Annotated in this window: 17 protein-coding genes and 1 pseudogene; 11 read left to right on the forward strand and 7 right to left on the reverse strand. The window is 68.9% G+C overall.

From position 1 onward, the window contains the following. Positions 1-25: 25 nt before the first annotated feature. The 3 genes from ACFCQI_RS11120 to ACFCQI_RS11130 all read left to right on the forward strand — a co-directional run bounded on the left by ACFCQI_RS11120 (position 26) and on the right by ACFCQI_RS11130 (position 3,197). Entirely contained in the window at positions 26-1,228 is a 1,203-nt protein-coding gene (locus ACFCQI_RS11120; RefSeq protein ID WP_395116652.1) for an MFS transporter, read from the forward strand. Positions 1,229-1,377: 149 nt separating this feature from the next. Continuing rightward, positions 1,378-2,367: a DedA family protein/thiosulfate sulfurtransferase GlpE gene (locus ACFCQI_RS11125; RefSeq protein ID WP_395116654.1), complete on the forward strand. Its 990-nt coding sequence runs from the start codon at positions 1,378-1,380 to the stop codon at positions 2,365-2,367. Positions 2,368-2,546: 179 nt separating this feature from the next. After that, entirely contained in the window at positions 2,547-3,197 is a 651-nt protein-coding gene (locus tag ACFCQI_RS11130; protein ID WP_395116656.1) for a BON domain-containing protein, read from the forward strand. A 58-nt stretch (positions 3,198-3,255) separates the two neighbouring features. Here ACFCQI_RS11130 and ACFCQI_RS11135 read toward each other — a convergent pair whose 3' ends face one another. Further along, positions 3,256-4,059, reverse strand: coding sequence for a universal stress protein (locus tag ACFCQI_RS11135; protein WP_395116658.1), 804 nt, complete (start codon positions 4,057-4,059; stop codon positions 3,256-3,258). 201 nt (positions 4,060-4,260) lie between these two features. On the opposite strand from ACFCQI_RS11135, the gene ACFCQI_RS11140 reads away from it, so the two are divergent. From ACFCQI_RS11140 to ACFCQI_RS11150, 3 genes are all read left to right on the forward strand, one after another. Beyond that, entirely contained in the window at positions 4,261-5,088 is an 828-nt protein-coding gene (locus ACFCQI_RS11140; RefSeq protein ID WP_395116660.1) for a universal stress protein, read from the forward strand. A 9-nt stretch (positions 5,089-5,097) separates the two neighbouring features. After that, positions 5,098-6,084, forward strand: coding sequence for a zinc-dependent alcohol dehydrogenase family protein (locus tag ACFCQI_RS11145; RefSeq protein WP_395116663.1), 987 nt, complete (start codon positions 5,098-5,100; stop codon positions 6,082-6,084). A 101-nt stretch (positions 6,085-6,185) separates the two neighbouring features. Next, positions 6,186-6,908: a Crp/Fnr family transcriptional regulator gene (locus ACFCQI_RS11150; protein WP_395116665.1), complete on the forward strand. Its 723-nt coding sequence runs from the start codon at positions 6,186-6,188 to the stop codon at positions 6,906-6,908. A gap of 6 nt (positions 6,909-6,914) precedes the next feature. On the opposite strand, the gene ACFCQI_RS11155 is transcribed toward ACFCQI_RS11150, so the two are convergent. The 3 genes and pseudogenes from ACFCQI_RS11155 to ACFCQI_RS11165 form a co-directional block, all read right to left on the reverse strand. After that, positions 6,915-8,942: a PAS domain S-box protein gene (locus ACFCQI_RS11155; protein ID WP_395116667.1), complete on the reverse strand. Its 2,028-nt coding sequence runs from the start codon at positions 8,940-8,942 to the stop codon at positions 6,915-6,917. A 4-nt stretch (positions 8,943-8,946) separates the two neighbouring features. Next, a complete protein-coding gene (locus ACFCQI_RS11160; RefSeq protein ID WP_395121343.1) occupies positions 8,947-9,639 on the reverse strand; it encodes a response regulator in 693 nt (230 codons plus the stop codon). 356 nt (positions 9,640-9,995) lie between these two features. Beyond that, a pseudogene (locus ACFCQI_RS11165) lies at positions 9,996-10,361 on the reverse strand (host attachment protein); the annotation flags it as partial. A gap of 466 nt (positions 10,362-10,827) precedes the next feature. Between ACFCQI_RS11165 and ACFCQI_RS11170 the strand changes: the two are divergent. From ACFCQI_RS11170 to ACFCQI_RS11180, 3 genes are all read left to right on the forward strand, one after another. Continuing rightward, positions 10,828-12,378: a thymidine phosphorylase family protein gene (locus ACFCQI_RS11170; protein WP_395116669.1), complete on the forward strand. Its 1,551-nt coding sequence runs from the start codon at positions 10,828-10,830 to the stop codon at positions 12,376-12,378. Continuing rightward, positions 12,375-13,268, forward strand: coding sequence for a ribose-phosphate diphosphokinase (locus tag ACFCQI_RS11175; protein WP_395116671.1), 894 nt, complete (start codon positions 12,375-12,377; stop codon positions 13,266-13,268). Before ACFCQI_RS11170 ends, ACFCQI_RS11175 begins: the two co-directional genes overlap by 4 nt. A gap of 110 nt (positions 13,269-13,378) precedes the next feature. Then, positions 13,379-13,582, forward strand: a complete 204-nt coding sequence (locus ACFCQI_RS11180; RefSeq protein ID WP_395116673.1) for a dodecin family protein — start codon at positions 13,379-13,381, stop codon at positions 13,580-13,582. Positions 13,583-13,803: 221 nt separating this feature from the next. On the opposite strand, the gene ACFCQI_RS11185 is transcribed toward ACFCQI_RS11180, so the two are convergent. From ACFCQI_RS11185 to ACFCQI_RS11195, 3 genes are read right to left on the reverse strand one after another with little or no spacing between them, the layout of a single operon-like run. Further along, the gene (locus ACFCQI_RS11185) at positions 13,804-14,484 is read right to left on the reverse strand and encodes an ABC transporter ATP-binding protein (protein ID WP_395116675.1); all 681 of its coding nucleotides are present in this window, start codon (positions 14,482-14,484) and stop codon (positions 13,804-13,806) included. Then, positions 14,484-15,731 carry an ABC transporter permease gene (locus ACFCQI_RS11190; protein WP_395116677.1) on the reverse strand — a complete coding sequence of 416 codons (1,248 nt, stop codon included), beginning with the start codon at positions 15,729-15,731 and terminating at the stop codon, positions 14,484-14,486. The genes ACFCQI_RS11185 and ACFCQI_RS11190 overlap by 1 nt, the downstream gene beginning before the upstream one ends. Further along, entirely contained in the window at positions 15,728-16,807 is a 1,080-nt protein-coding gene (locus ACFCQI_RS11195) for an efflux RND transporter periplasmic adaptor subunit (RefSeq protein ID WP_395116679.1), read from the reverse strand. The genes ACFCQI_RS11190 and ACFCQI_RS11195 overlap by 4 nt, the downstream gene beginning before the upstream one ends. Before the next feature lie 242 nt (positions 16,808-17,049). Here ACFCQI_RS11195 and ACFCQI_RS11200 point away from each other — a divergent pair, with 242 nt between their 5' ends. After that, on the forward strand, positions 17,050-17,493 hold the full coding sequence (locus ACFCQI_RS11200; RefSeq protein WP_395116681.1) for an Hsp20/alpha crystallin family protein: 444 nt from the start codon (positions 17,050-17,052) through the stop codon (positions 17,491-17,493). A gap of 387 nt (positions 17,494-17,880) precedes the next feature. Continuing rightward, positions 17,881-18,387 carry a single-stranded DNA-binding protein gene (gene ssb, locus ACFCQI_RS11205; protein WP_395116683.1) on the forward strand — a complete coding sequence of 169 codons (507 nt, stop codon included), beginning with the start codon at positions 17,881-17,883 and terminating at the stop codon, positions 18,385-18,387. Positions 18,388-18,399 lie beyond the last annotated feature (12 nt).

The raw sequence follows: 18,399 nt of genomic DNA on the forward strand, positions 1-18,399 counted from the left end.
TGCCCGTCCCGACACCTCTTTCCCGGTGAGCAAACTCTCCAGCCTCGAACGACGCAGTGCGTTGACGCTGGCCTGCGTGATCAGCCTGCGCCTGTTCGGGCTGTTCCTGATCATGCCGGTGTTTTCGCTGTACGCGAAAGCGATGCCCGACGCGACCGGCTTCATGATCGGGCTGGCGCTGGGCGTCTACGGCATCGGCCAGGTGCTGCTGCAGATTCCGCTGGGGCTGCTGTCGGACCGGATCGGGCGCAAGCCGGCGATCACCATCGGCTTGATCCTGTTCGCCATCGGCGGACTGATCGCGGCCATGTCGCATACGCTGGCCGGCATCGTGGTCGGCCGCGCGGTGCAGGGCATGGGCGCGGTGGCCGGCGCCGGCATCGCGCTGGCGGCGGACCTCACCGCGGAGGAAAACCGCGGCAAGGCGATGGGCATCATCGGCGTGTCGATCGGGCTGGCGTTCCTGCTGGCGCTGATCCTGGGGCCGCCGCTGGAGGCGGTCGCCGGCTTGCCCGGGCTGTTCGCCGCCACCTCGATCCTGGCGCTGGTTTCGCTGGCGCTGTTGTGGCTGATCGTGCCCACGCCGGCGCGCGCCCAGGCGCCGGCGGCGGCGGGTTTCGGGGCCGTGCTGGCCATGCTGCGCGACGGCCGCATGCTGGTGTTGAACGGTTCGGTGTTCTTCCTGCACGCGCTGCTCACCGCCAGCTTCGTCGGCCTGCCGCTGTTGCTGGCGAACACCTTGCACCTGCCGGTGAACCGGCACTGGGAGCTGTACCTGCCGGTGATGACGGTCGCCGCGTTCGTGATGGGCGCGAGCCTGCACCACATGCGCGAGGTGGCGCAGAGCCTGCGCATCGTGACGGTCTGCGTGGTGGCGATCGGGCTGGCGCTGCTCGGCTTTGCGCTGTCCGGCAGCCACCTGGCCGCGTTCGGCGTGGCCGCGGCGGTGTTCTTCTCCGCCTTCAACCTGCTGGAGGCCGCGCTGCCCAGCCTGGTCTCGCGGCTGGCGCCAGGGCATCTGCGCGGCGCGGCGATGGGCGCGTATTCGACCAGCCAGTTCATCGGCGCCTTCGTCGGCGGCGCGCTCGGCGGCATTGCGCTGGGGCGGCTCGGCCCGGATGGCGTGTTTGCGTGTGCCGCCGCGTTCACCCTGTTGTGGTTGCCGCTGGTGATCGTCGGCTCGCGCCGGATCGGTCGCCAGGCCGCCGGCGAAGCCCAGCCGGCATAGGGCGGGCACTGCCCGCCGTTTGTCGGGATCGCGAAGGGCCGGCGGGCCGTGCCCGCGGTGCGCGATGGGCCTGCGCCAGGGTTTGCATTGGCCGATCGGCGGACCAATGATGGAGTCTCGGCGGCTTCGCTGCATCGAGTACTGCTCCGATGGCTCACGAAATCATCGCGCTGATGGCGCAGTACGGCGTGCTGCTGGTGTTCCTCAACGTGCTGGTGACCCAGTTGGGCGCGCCGCTGCCGGCCGTGCCCACGCTGGTGGTGGCCGGTTCGCTGGCGGCCGCCGGCGGGCCGCTGGCGCTGGCCGGCACGATGGCCGCGGTGGTGGCGGGCTGCCTGCTCGGCGATTCGTTCTGGTACGTCGCCGGCCGGCGCTACGGTGCCGGGGTGATGCGCCTGCTGTGCCGCATCTCGCTGTCGCCGGACTCCTGCGTGCAACGCTCGGAACTTCGTTTCCAGCGCTGGCGCGGGCAGGTGTTGCTGGTCGCCAAGTTCGTGCCGGGGCTGTCGACCGTGGGGTCGTCGCTGGTGGGCGCGATGAGGCTGCGCTGGCCTCTGTTCGTGCTGTTCGACGGGCTGGGGTCGCTGCTGTGGGCCGCGCTGTGGACCGGGCTGGGCTACACCTTTGCCGCGAGCGTCGACCGCGTGCTGTCCGCTGTCGCCAGCGCCGGCACGCTGGCGATCCAGCTGCTGCTGGCGCTGCTGGTCCTGTACGTGCTGGCGCGCTGGTGGCAACGGCGCCGGCTGCTGCACACATTGCGGATGGCGCGCATCACGGTCGACGAGTTGCACCAGGCGATGCGTACCGAGCGCGCCCCGGTGGTGGTCGACGTGCGGCCCGAGGCCTCGCGCCAGCTCGACACCCGCGTCGTGCCCGGCGCGCTGCTGGTCGATGCGCAGGGCATCGATCGCACCGTCCACGACATCCCGCTCGACCGCGAGCTGGTGCTCTACTGCAACTGCCCGAACGAGGTATCCGCCGCGCGCGCGGCAAAGGTACTGATCGCCCAGGGTTACCGCCGGGTGCGGCCGCTGCTCGGCGGACTGGAGGCATGGGACGCCGCCGGCTACGGCGTCGAACGGCTGCCGGGCGCCGGTGATCCGGGCGACCCGCAGGTGGCGGGCACGACGCTGGCCTGAGGCGTCGCCCGCTGCGCACGGCGGCCCGGGGATGACCGGACCTTTTGGCATCCGGAGCTTGGCCGACCGGACCCTTGTTGATGGCGATGGCCCCACGTGCGAAAGACTTGATCCTGCTCAAGTGGCACTTGCCCCGTGGTGGCTCAATGGCATTCCCGCCACAGACAACGAGGTGTGCCATGAACGACCTGAGCCTGAGGGACAGCGTGCTTGAAGAACTGGACTTCGAGCCGAGCGTCGATGCGTCGAACATTGCGGTCATGGCCAAGGACGGCGTAGTGACGTTGACCGGGCATGTTTCGAGCTATACCCAGAAGATCGCTGCCGAACGCGCGGCCTGGCGCGTCAACGGAGTCAAGGCGATCGCCCAGAACATCCATGTCGAACTTCCGGGCGACAAGAAACTCAGCGACGACGACATCGCCAAGCGTGCCCTCGACATCCTGGCCTGGGATGACTTGACGCTTTCCGACCGCATCCACATCAAGGTCTCCGCTGGCTGGGTGACCCTGAGCGGCGAGGTGCCCTGGAATTATCAGCGGCAAGCGGCCGAGGCTGACGTGCGCAAGCTTTCCGGCGTGACGGGTGTCTCCAACAACATCATGGTTGTTCCGCGCGTGCAGGCGGGCGACGTGCGCAAGAACATCGTCGACGCGCTCAAGCGACATGCGGAAGTGGAGGCCGGGCGGATCAAGGTGGACGTCAATGCCGACGGTGCCGTGGCCATCGAGGGCCGCGTGGACGACTGGGAGGAACGCCAGGCCGTCGAACGGGCGGCCTGGTCGGCGCCTGGTGTGCGCACGGTGGAGAACCGGGTCCGCATCGTCTAGGCTTCGACCCCACAGGCTTCGACCCCAAGGGGGGCGCGTCGGCGCCCCCTTTTCTTGCTCAGTTCTTCAGGAATACCGGCAGATGGGCCTGGGTCAGCACGATGCTCGTGGACGTGCCCAGGCTTCGTTGTCCCAGCCGCCGGCATCCGCGCGCGCCCATCACGATCAGGTCCGCCCGGGTAGCGTTCGCATAAGCGAGCAACTGTTCGCCGGCCATCTCGTCGGTGCCGTCGATGGTTTCCACGGTACCCACGCGCACGCCGCGCGCGCACAGGTGCGAGAGCGCGTCGGTGTGCTGCGCCTGCGTCGACCCCGCGGCGGGTTGCGACAAGGACACCACCTGCGCCGATTGCAGCAAGGGCAGCGCGGCGTGCAGTGCGCGGCTGGATGTGGGGGAGCCGTCCCAGGCCACCATGACATGTACCGGGAGGCCCTGGGCGACGTTGGCGTGCGGCACCACGATGCAAGGGGTGCCGGAGAGCAGGACGTCGCAGATCACGCGTTCCTGCGGGTCGCCGGATGAGGCATTGCCCTGCAACACGATCAGGTCGTGCCAGTTGCCGGCCATCGCCAGGGCATCGGATGCCGGTCCCAAGGCAACTTGCCAGCGGGCGTCCGCCACCCCCCACCGTGCCGCCCATGCCGCGAAGTCGCGGCCGGCCAGCACCGCCTGCTGCAGTTCGTCGTGCACGTAGGCGGCCATTTCCGCGGCCAGCCGCGGAGGGGCGGGAATGGGCGTGCCGGGCGGCGTGACAAACAGGCCCGTCAGCGACGCCTGGATCGCAGCCGCCAGCTGCGCGGCATAGCGGACGTTGCCGTGCCAGGAAAAATAATCTGGGCTGTGGGCCAGGATGTCACGCACGGGAGCGCCCTTCTGTCAAACCGGATTCGTACGGGTGCAGCGTGCCGCACCCCGTGGGCGCGGTTTTGACCTGGATCACTCCGGCGCAGGGACGGGCGCACTCGCCGTCCAGTTGACCTGCATCACATGCCGTGTTTGCCGATCGCCTAGTGTCTTGGCGACGCGGCCCCACCGGGGTAGCGCCACGCCCTGGGGGCAGCCATGTACGACATCCTCGTCAACACCATCGACTTCGAGAGCTGGTCACGCGGCGCACAGTACGGTACGCGCCTGGCGGCGCTGATGCAGGCTTCGGTCACCGGTGCGTACGTCTATCCGTCGCCGCTCTACGCGTCGCCCAGTTTCGGCTCGCCGGAACTCGTCGAGGCGGTGCTGGAGACCGCCCGCGCTCTCGAGGCCAGCGCGCTGGCCGCCGAGCTCCCCTTCGTCAGCTGGGCGAATCGCATGGGCATCAAGCATGCCGCCTGGGTGGTGGGGCAGGGCAACCTGGTCGATGCGATGGCGCGGATCGCATGCTGGCACGACCTGCTCGTGCTGGAGCACCACCCGGACCGCACCTGGGCGACGCCCTCGGATCTGGCTTCGGTGATCATGGCGGTGGGGCTGCCGTGCATCGTGGTGCCGCCGCAACCGGTGCAGACCGTATCGCTGGCGCGCATCGCCATTGCCTGGAACGGCGCCGCCGGCGCGGTGCGCGCGGTGCATGCGGCCTTGCCTCTGCTGCGGCAGGCAAACGAAGTGCTGCTGTTGCGCGGCGCGCCGAAGGAGACATTCCAGGAGGTGAGCTGGAAGCCGCCGTTCGACGTTGACGCCTATCTCGACCGCCACGGCATCCATGTGCGCTCGCGGGACCTGCTCACGCATGAGCGCGACGCGGGCGAGGCGCTGCTGGAGCAGGCCGACCGGTTCCACGCCGATCTGCTGGTGATGGGTGCGTATGGCCGCAGCCGCTTCAGCGAATGGGCGCTGGGCGGCGCCACCCGACACGTGCTGTCCAACGCGCGGCTGCCCGTGCTGTTGCGTTATTGAGATCCATGCATGCGCGCCATGCTGCTCGAACAGGTCGGCCGTCCGCTCGTTTTGCGGCAGCTGGCAGATCCGGAACCGGGGGCCGGCGAAGTCAGGTTGCGTGTGGAAGCCTGCGGTGTGTGCCGCACCGACCTGCACGTGGTCGATGGCGAGCTGCCTGGCGTGACGCTGCCGGTGGTGCCCGGGCATGAGGTGGTCGGTCGCATCGACCGGTTGGGGGCAGGCGTGGAGGGCTTCACGCTAGGCCAGCGCATGGGCGTGCCCTGGCTGGGCTCGACCTGCGGCGAGTGCGAGTACTGCCGCGATGGCCGCGAGAACCTGTGTGACGCCCCCGGCTTCACCGGTTATACGCGACCGGGCGGGTTCGCCAGCCAGCTGGTGGCTCGTGCCGGTTTTTGCATCCCGCTGGCCGATACGGCCGATCCGGTCGCGACCGCACCGCTGCTGTGCGCGGGCCTGATCGGTTGGCGTGCGCTGTGCAGGGCGGGTCAGGCGAGAAACCTCGGCATCTACGGCTTTGGCGCCGCCGCCCACCTGATAACCCAGGTCGCGCGGCACCAGGGCCGTCAGGTGCATGCGTTCACCCGGCCGGGCGATCTGGCGGCACAATCCTTCGCCCGCTCGCAGGGCGCCAGCTGGGCTGGTGATGCCGATGCCGCGCCGCTCGTGCCGCTCGATGCCGCGATCATCTTCGCTCCGGCCGGCGAGCTCGTGCCGCTGGCGCTCAAGGCCGTGCGCAAGGGCGGCCGGGTGGTATGCGGCGGCATCCACATGTCCGACATCCCCGAGTTTCCCTACCGGCTCTTGTGGGGGGAGCGGGAGTTGGTTTCAGTCGCCAACCTGACGCGCGCGGATGCCCGGGCCTTCTTCGCCGCAGCCGCGGCAGCGCGCGTCCACGCCACGACCAGGCGCTATCCGCTGGAAGCGGCTAACCAGGCACTCGACGACCTGCGTCATGGCCGCTTCGGGGGCGCGGCGGTGCTGGTCCCTGACTGAACACGCTTTTGTTACCGACCGTTACACGGGGTTGCACGATCGTCGTCGTCTGGTGGCGCGGGCTGGCTAGTCTGGCATCCGCAGACAAACCGGAGCCTTCCATGAACGCCGTCGTTTCCCGTACGTGGAATCCTGCCCTTGCCCCCGTGCAGCACGACGTGGCTGCGATGGACCCGATCGACGTCGAGCAGTTGTCGCTCCACGTGCAGGTCGTGCGCCGCAAGCTTGCAGCGGGGCAGCATGCTTACCGGGCCGGACAGCCGTTCCGTGCCATCTATCTGGTGCACGCCGGCTTCCTGAAGAGCTGCGAGCTGTCCGAGGATGGCCGCGAGCGGGTGACCGGTTTTCGCATGCACGGCGACCTGGTGGGCGTCGAGTCGATCGGCCTGGCCCACTACTCGTGCGACGTCGTGGCGCTGGACCACAGCGAGATATGGGAATTGCCCTATCCGCCGGTACTCCACGCCTGCCTGCACATGCCCGAGCTGCAGAGCCGCCTGACCGCGGCGCTGGCCAGGGAAATCCGCGCCGACCGTGCGTGGATGCTGGCCATGGGGACGCTCACGGCCGAACAGCGCGTGGCTGCCTTCCTGGTGGACATGGCCGAGCGCCACCGGCGCCTCGGCTTCAGCGCGCACCACTTCCTGCTCCGCATGGGCCGCGCCGACATCGCAAGCTTCCTGGGCCTGAAGCACGAGACCGTGACCCGGGCGCTGTCGAAACTCGACCGGCTCCAGTGCGTTGAGGTGCATCGGCGCGAAATCCGCCTGCTCGATGTAGACGGGCTGCGCCGCATGGCCGGACAGGGCGGCACCATCCACTGAGGTGGATCACACCCGCCCGCTTTCCAGCGCCTGCGCCAGCGCTTCACCCAACTGCTCCACCCGATAGGGTTTGGGCAGAAGCCTGACGTCGCCGGGCAGGGCTTCGCCGGAACCGCTGGCGCCAGGCTCGCGGCCGGAGGTCAGCAGTACGGGCAGCCCCGGGCGCAGGCGCCGGGCCTCGCACACCAGCTCGAACCCGGCGGCGGCGTTGGCAAGGACCGCGTCGGAGAACACGAGCCCGATCCCGTGGTCACCGCGCAACAGCTCGAGCGCCTGCCTGGCGTCGCTGGCCTCGAGCGTGTCGTAGCCCAGCGAGTGGAGGAAACGGACGGCCACTTCGCACATGCCTGGCTCGTCCACCACCAGTACCCGCGCATGTCCCTGGGTGGCACTGCCGGGGGTGCGTGCCTCGCCGACCTCTCCTTCGGGTGTCGCCGTCGGCAGCAGGATCTCCACACGCGTACCGCGGCCGGGATGGCTGCCGATGGTCAGGCGGCCACCCGATTGCCTGGCGAAGCCGTACACCATGCTCAACCCGAGGCCGCTGCCCTTGCCGGCGCCCTTGGTGGTGAAGAAGGGCTCCTTCGCGCGGTCGAGTACTTCACGCGTCATGCCGGTGCCGCTGTCTTCCACCAGCAAGGCCACGTACGGACCCGGCGGCAAGGCGCCATCCGCGCCGGCCAGGATGTCGCGCACGCGGGCGCTGATGCGCAAGGTGCCGCCCTCCGGCATGGCGTCGCGTGCGTTGATCGCGAGATTGACCAGTGCCGCCTCCAGTTCGCCGTGGTCGGCGTAGACGCGAGGAACCGTCGGCGGGCAGTCGAACTCGACATGGACGCCGGTGCCGAGCGTGTGCACCAGCATTTCGCCCAGCTCGCCGAATACCTGCTGGGGCCGCAAGCCACGGGGTGACAGCGTGCGGTGGCGGGAGAAACCCAGCAGCTTGCGGGTCAGGTTGACGCAGCGGTCGACCGCGCGCAACGCGCTGTCGATCATCTTCCGGGCATCGGCCGTGCCGCCGTACTCGGCATCGAGTATCTGCAGGTTGCCCGAGACGATCGTCAGCTGATTGTTGAAGTCATGCGCGATGCCGCCGGTAAGCTGGCCCAGCGCGTCGAGCCGCTGGGCGTGGGCAAGCTGTTCTTCCCTGCGACTGCGCTGCACCGCCATGGCGAGCATGTTGGCGGCCAGCTCCAGGAAATGCAGCTGCCCGCTGTTCCAGCCGGCCGCCTCGCGGGAAAGTGCGAGCAAGGCGCCGGTCGCCTCGTGCTGGTCCAGCAGCGGCATGATCGCCGCATCGCCATAGTCATGGGACGCCAATGCTTCACGTACGGCCGGCAGCTCCCCCTTGGGCTCCCGCGCCAGCACCCACGCGTCCATGTGCTGCCTTCCCGCCAGGTGCGCCGCCAGGTCGTCGCGAACGAAGGCGTCGGCCAGTGCATCGAGCAGACTCGGCGCGACGCCGCTGGACGAGCGGATCGGCAGCGCCTTGCCGCCGGGGAGGCCAACGGCCACCAGCGCCGCGTCGATTTCCAGCGCCCGCGCGATGAGGGCCGACGCCGCGACCCGGAGCGATCCGTTGCGGGTGGATTCGAGCAACCTTCCCAGCTCGGCCAGGTCGCTGTCGCGTTGTGCGCGCTGCAATGCCAGACGGGCACGTTGGGATTGGGAGATGTCGCGAATGGATGCGGCGTAGAGACCGTGCCCGATCGGACTCAGTGCGATCTCTACCGGAAAGGTTCCGCCATCGCGCCGCAGGCCGGTCAGCTCATGGCCCGCGCCCATCGGCCGGACCCGCGGTTGCGCCGTGTAGCAGGCGCGATGCGCCACGTGCGCGGCACGGGCACTTTCCGGCAGCAGGTTCTCGACCCGCAGCCCCGCCAGCCCGTTGCTCGCGTAGCCGAACAGCCGGTCGGCCTGCGGATTGGCCAGGATGATGTCGCCGGCCATGTCGACCACGATCATCGCGTCCGGCGCCGTCTCGAAGAGCGCGCGGAACAGGTCGTCGTGGTCCGGGATGCCGGCGAATGGCATGGCGCTACTCCGGGCGTACCGTGTCGCTGAAGATGTAGCCGGCGCTGCGCACGGACTTGATCAGCACGGGGACGGCCGGGTCGGGTTCGATCTTGCGCCGCAGGCGCCCGATCTGGACGTCCACGGCGCGGTCGTAGGGGCCGGCATTGCGCCCGTACAGGTGATTCATCAGCTCATCGCGGAACATTACCCGGTTGGCGTGGGTCACCAGCACCTTCAGCAGCGCATACTCGCCGCTGGTCAATGGCACGCTCTGGCCGGAGGGAGCAATCAGGTTGCGGCTGTCGACCTCCAGCCGGTAGCCGGCGAACCGGTAGACCACCGAGCGCGAAACGGACGGGCGAGGGTGTTCGCCGTAGCGGCGAAGGACGCTGCGGATGCGTGCCAGCAGTTCGCGCAGTTCGAAAGGCTTGGTCACGTAGTCGTCCGCTCCGACTTCCAGCCCCACGATGCGGTCGATCGAATCCCCCCGTCCGGTGACGATGATCACCGGGCCACGCCAGTGCTCGTGCAGGTAGCGGGTCAGCTCCAGGCCGTCTTCGCCGGGCAGTCCCAGGTCGAGCAGCACCAGGTCGATCGTGGCCTCGGCCAGGAGCGCCAGCATGTCGGAGCCATTGCCGACCGCGGTCACTCGAAAGCCTTGCCCGGAGAAATAGCGCCGGAGCAGTGCGCTGACCTCGCGATCGTCGTCAACCACCAGCAAGTGGGCCTGCCGGAGTGGCGTTCTCTCTTGGTCGGGGTCCTGTTGCAGCACTGAAGCTCCCGTCGCTTGTGGGAGTGGCCTGGCGCGACATTGACTGGTCAGGTCTGCGGGAAAATCCGTCTTCGCGAAGCCGTTCGAATATATACCGGTGCAGGGACGGCTGCGTGACGGCCCGGGAGGCTGCGTCGGCGGGCGCGGGGTGCCGGCCAGGTTTGCGCGCCTGGGGTGCCGGAGGCCGCAACCCCGCGGCCACCGGGGAAACTGCCGTGCCGGGGCCGTTCCTCGATGCGGGTGCACGCGCGGAAGACGTGCGACGAACCCGCCCCGGCCGTTTCCCGCGCCGGTCGCGTTCATCCAAGCAGGTAGCCGCGGATGCCGGCACTGTCCAGGCCGGTCAGGTTGTGCCGGATTTCACGGCTCACGCACTGCTGCAGGGACTTGTCCAGGTGCCTGTGCAGGACGCCGAGGAAACGGGGTGCCGCCACGAGGACCAGCGCCTGGAAGCGCCGCGCCTCATGGGCGGCCTGCAGCGTTGCGACGATGGCCGAGGCGAAGCGCATGGCCGCCTTGTCTCTCTCGTCGGTACGCGGCTCGATCGCGTGGCGGGCGTGCCCGACGCTCTCCTGAACCCGCGGCAGCCGCCCGGTCGGCTCGCCATGGGGTGTCTCGGGATTCACCAGGCAGGTCGTTTCCACCCATGGGTCCCGACACCTCGAATTCGAACAGACGCGCCTTTTCGCTGTCGGCGACCAGCACCCAGGTCTTCTTCATGGCTCTCTCCGGCACAGCGGACATGTCATCGGAGGATAGCGACGCGTGCGAGCCGCCCATATTGATGCCGGTCAACAGAACACGGTGCGCGATTTGATCCTGGTCAACCCGAGTCCGCCGGAAAACGATGATGCTTGCCGGCAACTGCAGCTGCAGGACAAGCACCCATGCGGGTCTTCAACATGGGCATCCGTCGCGCCATGCGTCGGCAATGCTCCGACCGCCGGGTCGCGGCCATGCCACTGCCGCTCGGCAGGCCGGACGCGATCGTCGTCGGCATTCCCGACCCCGGCAGGGGCCTGGTGGACATCGTGGGCACGGAGGATGTGCCGGTCGTTCCCGCCAGGCCGGGGTATCGACCAGCCCGATACCCGACCCACCTGCGCTCGCGCCCTTCTCCGGGAGGCCCGCGTGCCCGCCGCGCCCTTGCCTGACCCGCCGCTCACGGGCGAGCGACTGCGCCCGCATCGCGTCGGCATCGATACCGGCGGCGAACACGTCGCCTATCTCCCGCATGGCTCGTCCGCCTGCCGTGGCGAGGGCTTCGGTCCGCACTCGCGCCTGCAGCTCAGCCTGGGCAACCGCCAGCTGATGGCGACGCTTGCGATCATGCAGGGCGACGGGCTGGCGCCGGACCAGATCGGATTGTCCGAATCGGCCTGGTCGGGCCTGCAGCCGGCCGAGTCCGACTACGTGACCCTGGCTCATCCTCCCGCCGTCGAATCGCTCTCGAGTGTCCGGGCCAAGCTCTACGGGCGCGCGCTGACCGAGGTCGAGCTGCGCGCGATCGTCACGGACATCGCGGCGCAGCGCTACTCCAGCATCCAGATGGCGGCTTTCATCGCCGGCTGCAGCGGCGACCACCTCGCTCTGGACGAAGTGGCTGCGTTGACCGGCGCCATGGTGGATACCGGCGCGCGACTTGCGTGGCCCAACCCCGTCGTGGTGGACAAGCACTGCATCGGCGGGCTGCCGGGAAACCGCACCACGCCCATCGTGGTCGCCATCGTCACCGCGCTGGGGCTGATCATGCCCAAGACCTCCTCGCGAGCCATCACGTCTCCCGCAGGGACCGCCGACACCATGGCGGTGCTGACGACGGTGGACCTGGACATCACTCGCATGCGCTGCACCGTCGAGCGCACGGGTGGGTGCCTCGTGTGGGGTGGGGCGATCAACCTGGCGCCGGTGGATGACGTGCTGATCCGCATCGAGCGGGCGCTGGACATCGACAGCCCCGGGCAACTGGTCGCGTCGATCCTCTCGAAGAAAATCGCCGCCGGCTCGACCCACGTGGTGATCGACATACCGGTCGGCCCCACTGCGAAAGTGCGCCAGGCTCGCCATGCCCGCACACTCGAGCGGATGCTGCGCGCGGTGGCCGCCCGCTTCGGCCTGGGCCTCACGGCATTGCGGACCGACGGCTTGCAGCCGGTTGGTCGTGGCGTGGGACCTGCGCTGGAAGCGCATGACGTGCTTGCCGTGCTGCAGAACCGGCCGGGACAGCCGCTGGACCTGCGCCAGCGTGCACTTGAGCTTGCCGCCGTGGTGCTGGCAACCACGGGCTGCGTCGAGGCACCGCAGTCGTTGGCGATGGCGCGCGAGTGCCTGGATTCCGGACAGGCCTGGCGCCAGTTCCAGGCGATCTGCGAGGCCCAGGGCGGCCTGCGCAGCCCGGGCGTTGCCCCGTATCGGCACTCGGTGGTGGCCACCCGCGAAGGCAGCGTCGAAGCCATCGACAATCGCCGCCTCGCCCAAGCGGCGAAGCTGGCCGGCGCGCCGTTCTCGCCGCTGGCCGGCCTGGTCATCGACGTGCGCCTGGGCGACCCGGTGGCCCGCGGTCAACCGCTTTTCACCTTGCATGCGCAGAGTCCGGGCGAACTTGCCTATGCGCTGGAGTACGTCTTGCGCCACCCGGACATCGTTTCCCTGGACACCTCTCACAGGGACATGGGCGCATGAGCATGCTGTATGCACTGCCGGGCAACGCGGCCTTCGCCAGGGCTCTCTGCCGCCATGCGGGCTGGCAGCGCGGCGAACTGGAGCTGCACCGGTTTCCCGACGGCGAATCGCTGCTGCGCCTGGCAACGCCGCCGCGCGGGACCGTGGCGTTGCTCTGCTCGCTCAACCGGCCCGACGCCAAACTCTTTCCACTGCTGGCGGCGGCAGCCACCGCGCGGGAGCTGGGCGCAAGGCAGGTCGGACTGGTGGCGCCGTACCTGGGCTACATGCGCCAGGACCGGCGATTCCATCCGGGCGAGGCGGTCTCGGCACGGGTGATGGGCAAGCTGCTGGGCGGGGCTTTCGACTGGGTGCTGACCGTCGATCCGCACCTGCACCGCATCCACGACCTCGCGCAGATATTTGACTGCCGTACCGTGGTCGTCACGGCAGCGCCGGACCTGGCTGAGTGGATTCGCGCCAACGTGCGCATGCCGCTTCTGATCGGCCCCGATGGCGAAAGCGCGCAATGGGCAAAGGCGGTGGCCGGATCACTGGATGCCCCATGCGTGATCGCGCGCAAGCAGCGGCGGGGCGACCGCGAGGTCAGCGTGCGACTGCCGTCGCTGGCGCGCTGGCGCGGGCATACGCCGGTGCTGCTGGACGACATCGTCGCATCCGGACAGACCCTGATCGATACGGCGCGGAGCGTGCGCGAGCAATGGGGGCGGTGCGCACCGGTCGCCGTGGCGGTACATGGGCTGCTGGCCCGCAAGTCGCGGGCTGCGCTTCATGATGCCGGCGTCACCCGGCTGGTGACCACCAATACCGTGCCCGGCGAACTGGCCGTCATCGACGTGAGCACGACCGTGGCCGGGGCGCTTGCCGCGATCAGCGGGCAGGGCGGGTAGTGCATCACCGGCATGTGCCGGCAACCAACCGGCTCAAAGATTGATCGAAATCAAGATGGGCAGGCCCGCCAGGCCCAGGCTGATGCTTCCGTGCCCGCTGGAGCAAGTCCATGAGCGTAGCAAAGGTCATCGAGATCATTTCCGAATCGCCCGACAGCATGGAGGACGCCGTCCAGAAAGGGCTGGAGAAGGCCGCGTGCACCCTGGACGGGATCAAGGGAGCCTGGCTCAGCGAAACCAAGGTCGTCACCGGACCTGACGGGATCATCACGGCCTGGCGTGTGTGCATGCGCGTCAGCTTCCAGCTGGACTGAGCGCCATGCGCAGACGTGTCGTGCAGGGGCGTCACGGTCATCGGGGGCGACCGTGGACGACTCTCCGCCATCGGGGGCCGGGTGCGACGCCAGCCGCGCGGAAGCGGGCCGGCGCCCCTGCGGCTCGATCTGTTGGCCCCGGAGGGGATCGGTCGCGCTGCCGCGTTCGACGTTCGACGTTGCCGCGTTGACCGACCGGCTCGCGTCAGTGGTGGCCCAGCTCACGAGGGAGGCTGGATACGGCCATCGACGACGAGGATGCGGCGATCCATCCGGGCGGCGAAATCCGGATCGTGCGTCACCACCGCGACGGCGCGCCCCTGTTCGCGCGCAAGCGCCAGCACAATGCGCTGCACGTTGCGGCTGGTGACGCTGTCCAGGTTGCCGGTCGGCTCGTCGGCCAACACCAGCATGGGGTCGTTGGCCAGCGCACGGGCGATCGCCACACGCTGGCTCTGGCCGCCCGAAAGCTGGCGCGGCCACTTGTCGCCCTGGGCCTCCAGGCCGAGTCCGTCGAGCAGCGCGAGTGCGCGCTCGCGGATCGTCGTTTCGTCGTGGGCGCCCAGGCGCCGCATCGGCAGCATCACGTTCTCGCAGGCGCTGAACTCGGGCAGCAGGAAGTGCGACTGGAACACGAACCCGATCGTGTGCAGCCGGGCCTGGGAACGAGCGGCATCGTCGTAGTCGGCGGTATCGGCGCCGCCCAGCCAGATCCGCCCTGCACTGGGCAGGTCGAGCAGGCCCATCAGATAGAGCAGGGAGGACTTGCCCGAGCCGGAGGGCCCCGTGATCGCCACGCACTCGCCGCCGTCGATGTGCAGGCTGGCATCGTCCAGCAGCGTCACCGGCACTTCGCCCTCCAGCCGGCGGGTCACGTGCTCCAGGCGGATCGCCTCGGCCATCACGTGCCGCCCCGCAGCACATCGACCGGCTCGACCTTGGCCGCGCGCCGCGCGGGCAGGTAGGCGGCGGTCATCGCGGCGAGCATCGCCACGCCGGCGGCCAGGGCGAACTGGAACAGGCTCCAGTCGATCACCAGGTAGCTGATGTCCGTGCTGCCCGGGATACGGAAGTGGATGCGCATCAGCCCGGCCATCAGCAGGCAGCCCAGGCCGATGCCGAATGCGTTGCCGATCGCGCCGATCAGCACGCCCTGCGCCAGGAACATGCGTTCGATATCGCGCGCCTCGAAGCCCATCGCCCGCAGTATCGCGATGTCGCGCTGCTTCTCCAGCACCACCGTGGAGATCACGTTGTAGATGCCGAACGCGGCAACCACCAGCACGGCGCCGACCACGGCGTACATGATGACGCTGCGGATCGCCAGCGCGCTCATCAGGTCTTCCGAGCGCTCCTGCCACGACACGGTCTTGTAGCGCACGCGCTGCTCGATGCGCGCCGCTTCGGTGCGCGCGGCGTTGGGATCGGGCAGCTTGATGACAATGGTATTGATGCGGTTGGGCCGGTTCAGCAGGGATTGCACCCGCTTCAGGGCAACGAATGCCTGGCCCGCGTCGAAGTCGGACCGGCCGGTGTGGAACAAGCCGATGATCTTGAACGTGCGCAGCTGGCCGGTCGTGCTGGCGATGCTGAGGTTGTCGCCCATCGACAGGCTCATCAATCGCGCCAGTTCATCGCCGATGACGATGCCGTTGGGATTGATCTCGAGGTCGTCCAGTGAGCCGCGCACCATGTACCGGCGAATCGTCGAGACCCGGGTGTATTCGCCGGCAACGATGCCGTTGAGGCCGATGGCGCGATCCTTGCCCGCGAAGCTCGCCAGCGCCTGGCCGCTGAGCACGGCCGACGCCTGCAGTCCGGGCGTGCGACGAAGATAGTCGAGCATCTGCGGGTAGCCGCGGATGCCGCGTGTCTCGGTCTGCGGCACGACATGGTGCAGCTGCACCAGCGCGCCGGGAAACGATTGTGCCGCCGGCTGCAGCGTCGGATGGCGGTAGTCGTCCTCGATGGTGATGTGCGGTGCGCTGTCGACCAGCCGGTGGATGATGTCCAGCTCGGAGCCGCGCATCATGGCCGAGATCGACAGGAAGAATGACACGCCGAGCACCACGCCCAGCAGCGAGACGATGCTCTGGCGGCGGCGCGACAGCAGGTGCCGGGCAGCGATGCCGACGAGCAGGCGGATCACGGGGACGCTCCGGTGGCGGCGACCCGCACCTTCGCGCCATCGCGCATCCCTTGCGCCGGCGCCGCGACCACGGCGTCGCTCTCCGAAAGTCCGGCGACGACCTCCGTCTGCCGCTCGTCACGGATTCCGGTGACGACCCGACGCGACTGCAGACGGCCTTGGCGCACCACCCACACCCGGTCGCCGTCGATGACGCCCTCGGGAACCAGGATGGCGTCATCGTGGCGGCGCACGATGATGTTGACCTCGGCCGTCATGCCCACGTGCAGCGGCGTGTTCCCGTCGAGCGCGATGCGCACGCGATAGCTGCGGGCGGTCGGATCGCCCTTGGGCGTGACGCTGTGTACGTGGCCATGGAATACCTGGCCGGGGAAGGCGTCGGCGCGTATCAGCACCGGTTGTCGGGCGGTCACGCGCGCGATGTCTTCTTCGTCGACATCGGCGGTGACGCGAAGCGGCGAGTCGACGGCAAGCCAGAACACCGCATCGCCCGGCCTGACCAACTGGCCGATCTCGCCGTCGCGGCGGATCACGGTCCCTGCCGTCGGTGCCAGCAGCCGGGCGTAGCGCAGCTCGGCGACGGCGCGGTTGGCGGCCGAATGCGCCGACAGCCAATCTGCACGGGCCCGGTCATATTGCACACGCGCGATCACTCCGCGCGAGAGCAGTGCGGCATAGCGGTCATATCCGGCATGCGCGAACGCCTCTTGCGAGCGCAACTGCGCCAGGTTGCTGGCCAGGTCAGTGTCCTCCAGCCGCGCCAGTTGCTGGCCGGCGCGCACACGGTCGCCTTCATCCGTATCCAGCTCGACCAACCGGGCAGTGATGCGCGCAGCAATAGGCAGCATGATGGAAGGCTCCACCGTGCCAGTGGCGTAAACCGCCTCGATCGCCAGCCCCCGATGGGCATGTATGACGGCAACGCGCGGCGGCAGCAGTCGCCACGCCGCCCATCCCGCCAGGCCGAAGACGAGCGCGGCTCCCACCAGCCATCGCACGACATGGCGCTGCCGTGTCGGGCGGGGGGTTGGGTTGCGGGTGGTGGAGGCCGCTTTGGCGTGGAAGGGATCGGGCATGCGTCAGGCTCCGGACGGTGGCGGCCGTCGGAAAACGCGCCGAACCGTTCATCGCGAAGCCTAGTCGGTTGCCCTGCAGCGGTTTTGATGCACGTCAACGGAATCGGGCAGTCCCCTGCAACGCCGGTGCACTTGACGTCGATCAATCCCGGCAGCGCCCTGCGGCGTACCGTTCCAGTCGGTCCCCCCGGGACATGGCGCCCAGGGGGCTCTCCCCCCACATCCCATTGGAGACTCGCATCATGACCATGCTTACCCGCTGGAATCCCCTGAAGCCACTTTCGCGCAGCGCAACCCATGACGTCGACGATTTCTTCCGCAGCTTCGGCCTGCGCCCGATGTTCAGGGATCTGGAGCTCTCGCCCGAGATCCGCATTGATGTCAGCGAGAGCGATGACGCCTATGACGTCGAGGCCGACATGCCAGGCGTGCGCAAGGACGACATCGACATCACGATCGACGGCAACCAGGTGTCCATCACCGCCGAAGCACGACGGGAATCGGAGAAGAAGGAGGGAAGCCGCGAGGTGCGCACGGAACGCTATTACGGACAGGTATTCCGCTCGTTCACCCTGCCCGGCGAGGTGGACGATGCCAAGGCGCAGGCCCGCTACGAGCACGGCGTACTGAGCCTGCACCTGCCCAAGAAGGAAAACGGACAACAGCGGCGGATCAAGGTCGGCTGAAGCCGCGGAGCCCGTGCCGGGAGGGTGCTCTTTCGAGCGCCCTTTCCTGGTCAAGATGGTTCAAGGCCGATCCGAGGCCGGAGCATGGGCCGGCTTGCGGGAACTGCCGGGTGACGGCGACCGCGCCCGAGATGGCCGCCCGGCGTGGCCGCCGCCCGGCGGGCCGGGAGCCTGGCCCGCCGCCGGCTGCGGCATCGAACACCTGCCGGGCGCGACGCTGGCCCGAGGCGTCGCCGGCCACGCACGGCAGGCTGGGCAGGCGCCCACGCCGGTGTCGGCTTCCGGCCGCTCGACGGCGGCCCGCTCGCGGTTATGATAGCCAGCCAGGTTCACCACTCCGGCTGCAACCCATCGCAGACTTGCCGCCGGCTCAACGAGGACACTCCTATGGCACGTGGCGTCAACAAAGTCATCCTGATCGGCAACCTGGGCTCGGACCCCGAGGTACGCAGCACCGGCAGCGGCACTACCGTATGCAGCTTCAGCCTGGCCACCTCCGAGTCGTGGACCGACAAGCAGAGCGGCGAAAAGCAGGAACGCACCGAGTGGCACCGCATCAAGATCTTCGGCCGCCTCGGCGAGATCGCCGGCGAGTACCTGAAAAAGGGCCGCCAAGTCTATATTGAAGGCTCCATCCGCACCGACAAGTTCACCGGCAAGGATGGCGTGGAAAAGTATTTCACCGACATCATCGCCAACGAGATGCAGATGCTCGGCAGCAATGAGGGCGGCGGCGGTGGCGGCTACCAGCGCGAACGTCCGCAGGGCGGCCAGCGCCAGGGCGGCGGCAACTACGGCGGCCAGTCCCGCGGCAACGACGATCGCGGCTCCTCGCGCCCGTCCTCGCCGGCCCCGGCCGACAACGGCTTCACGGACGACGAGATTCCGTTCTAGGACACGCCCGCC

This window comes from Rhodanobacter sp. FW102-FHT14D06, assembly GCF_043950705.1.
GTDB lineage: Bacteria > Pseudomonadota > Gammaproteobacteria > Xanthomonadales > Rhodanobacteraceae > Rhodanobacter.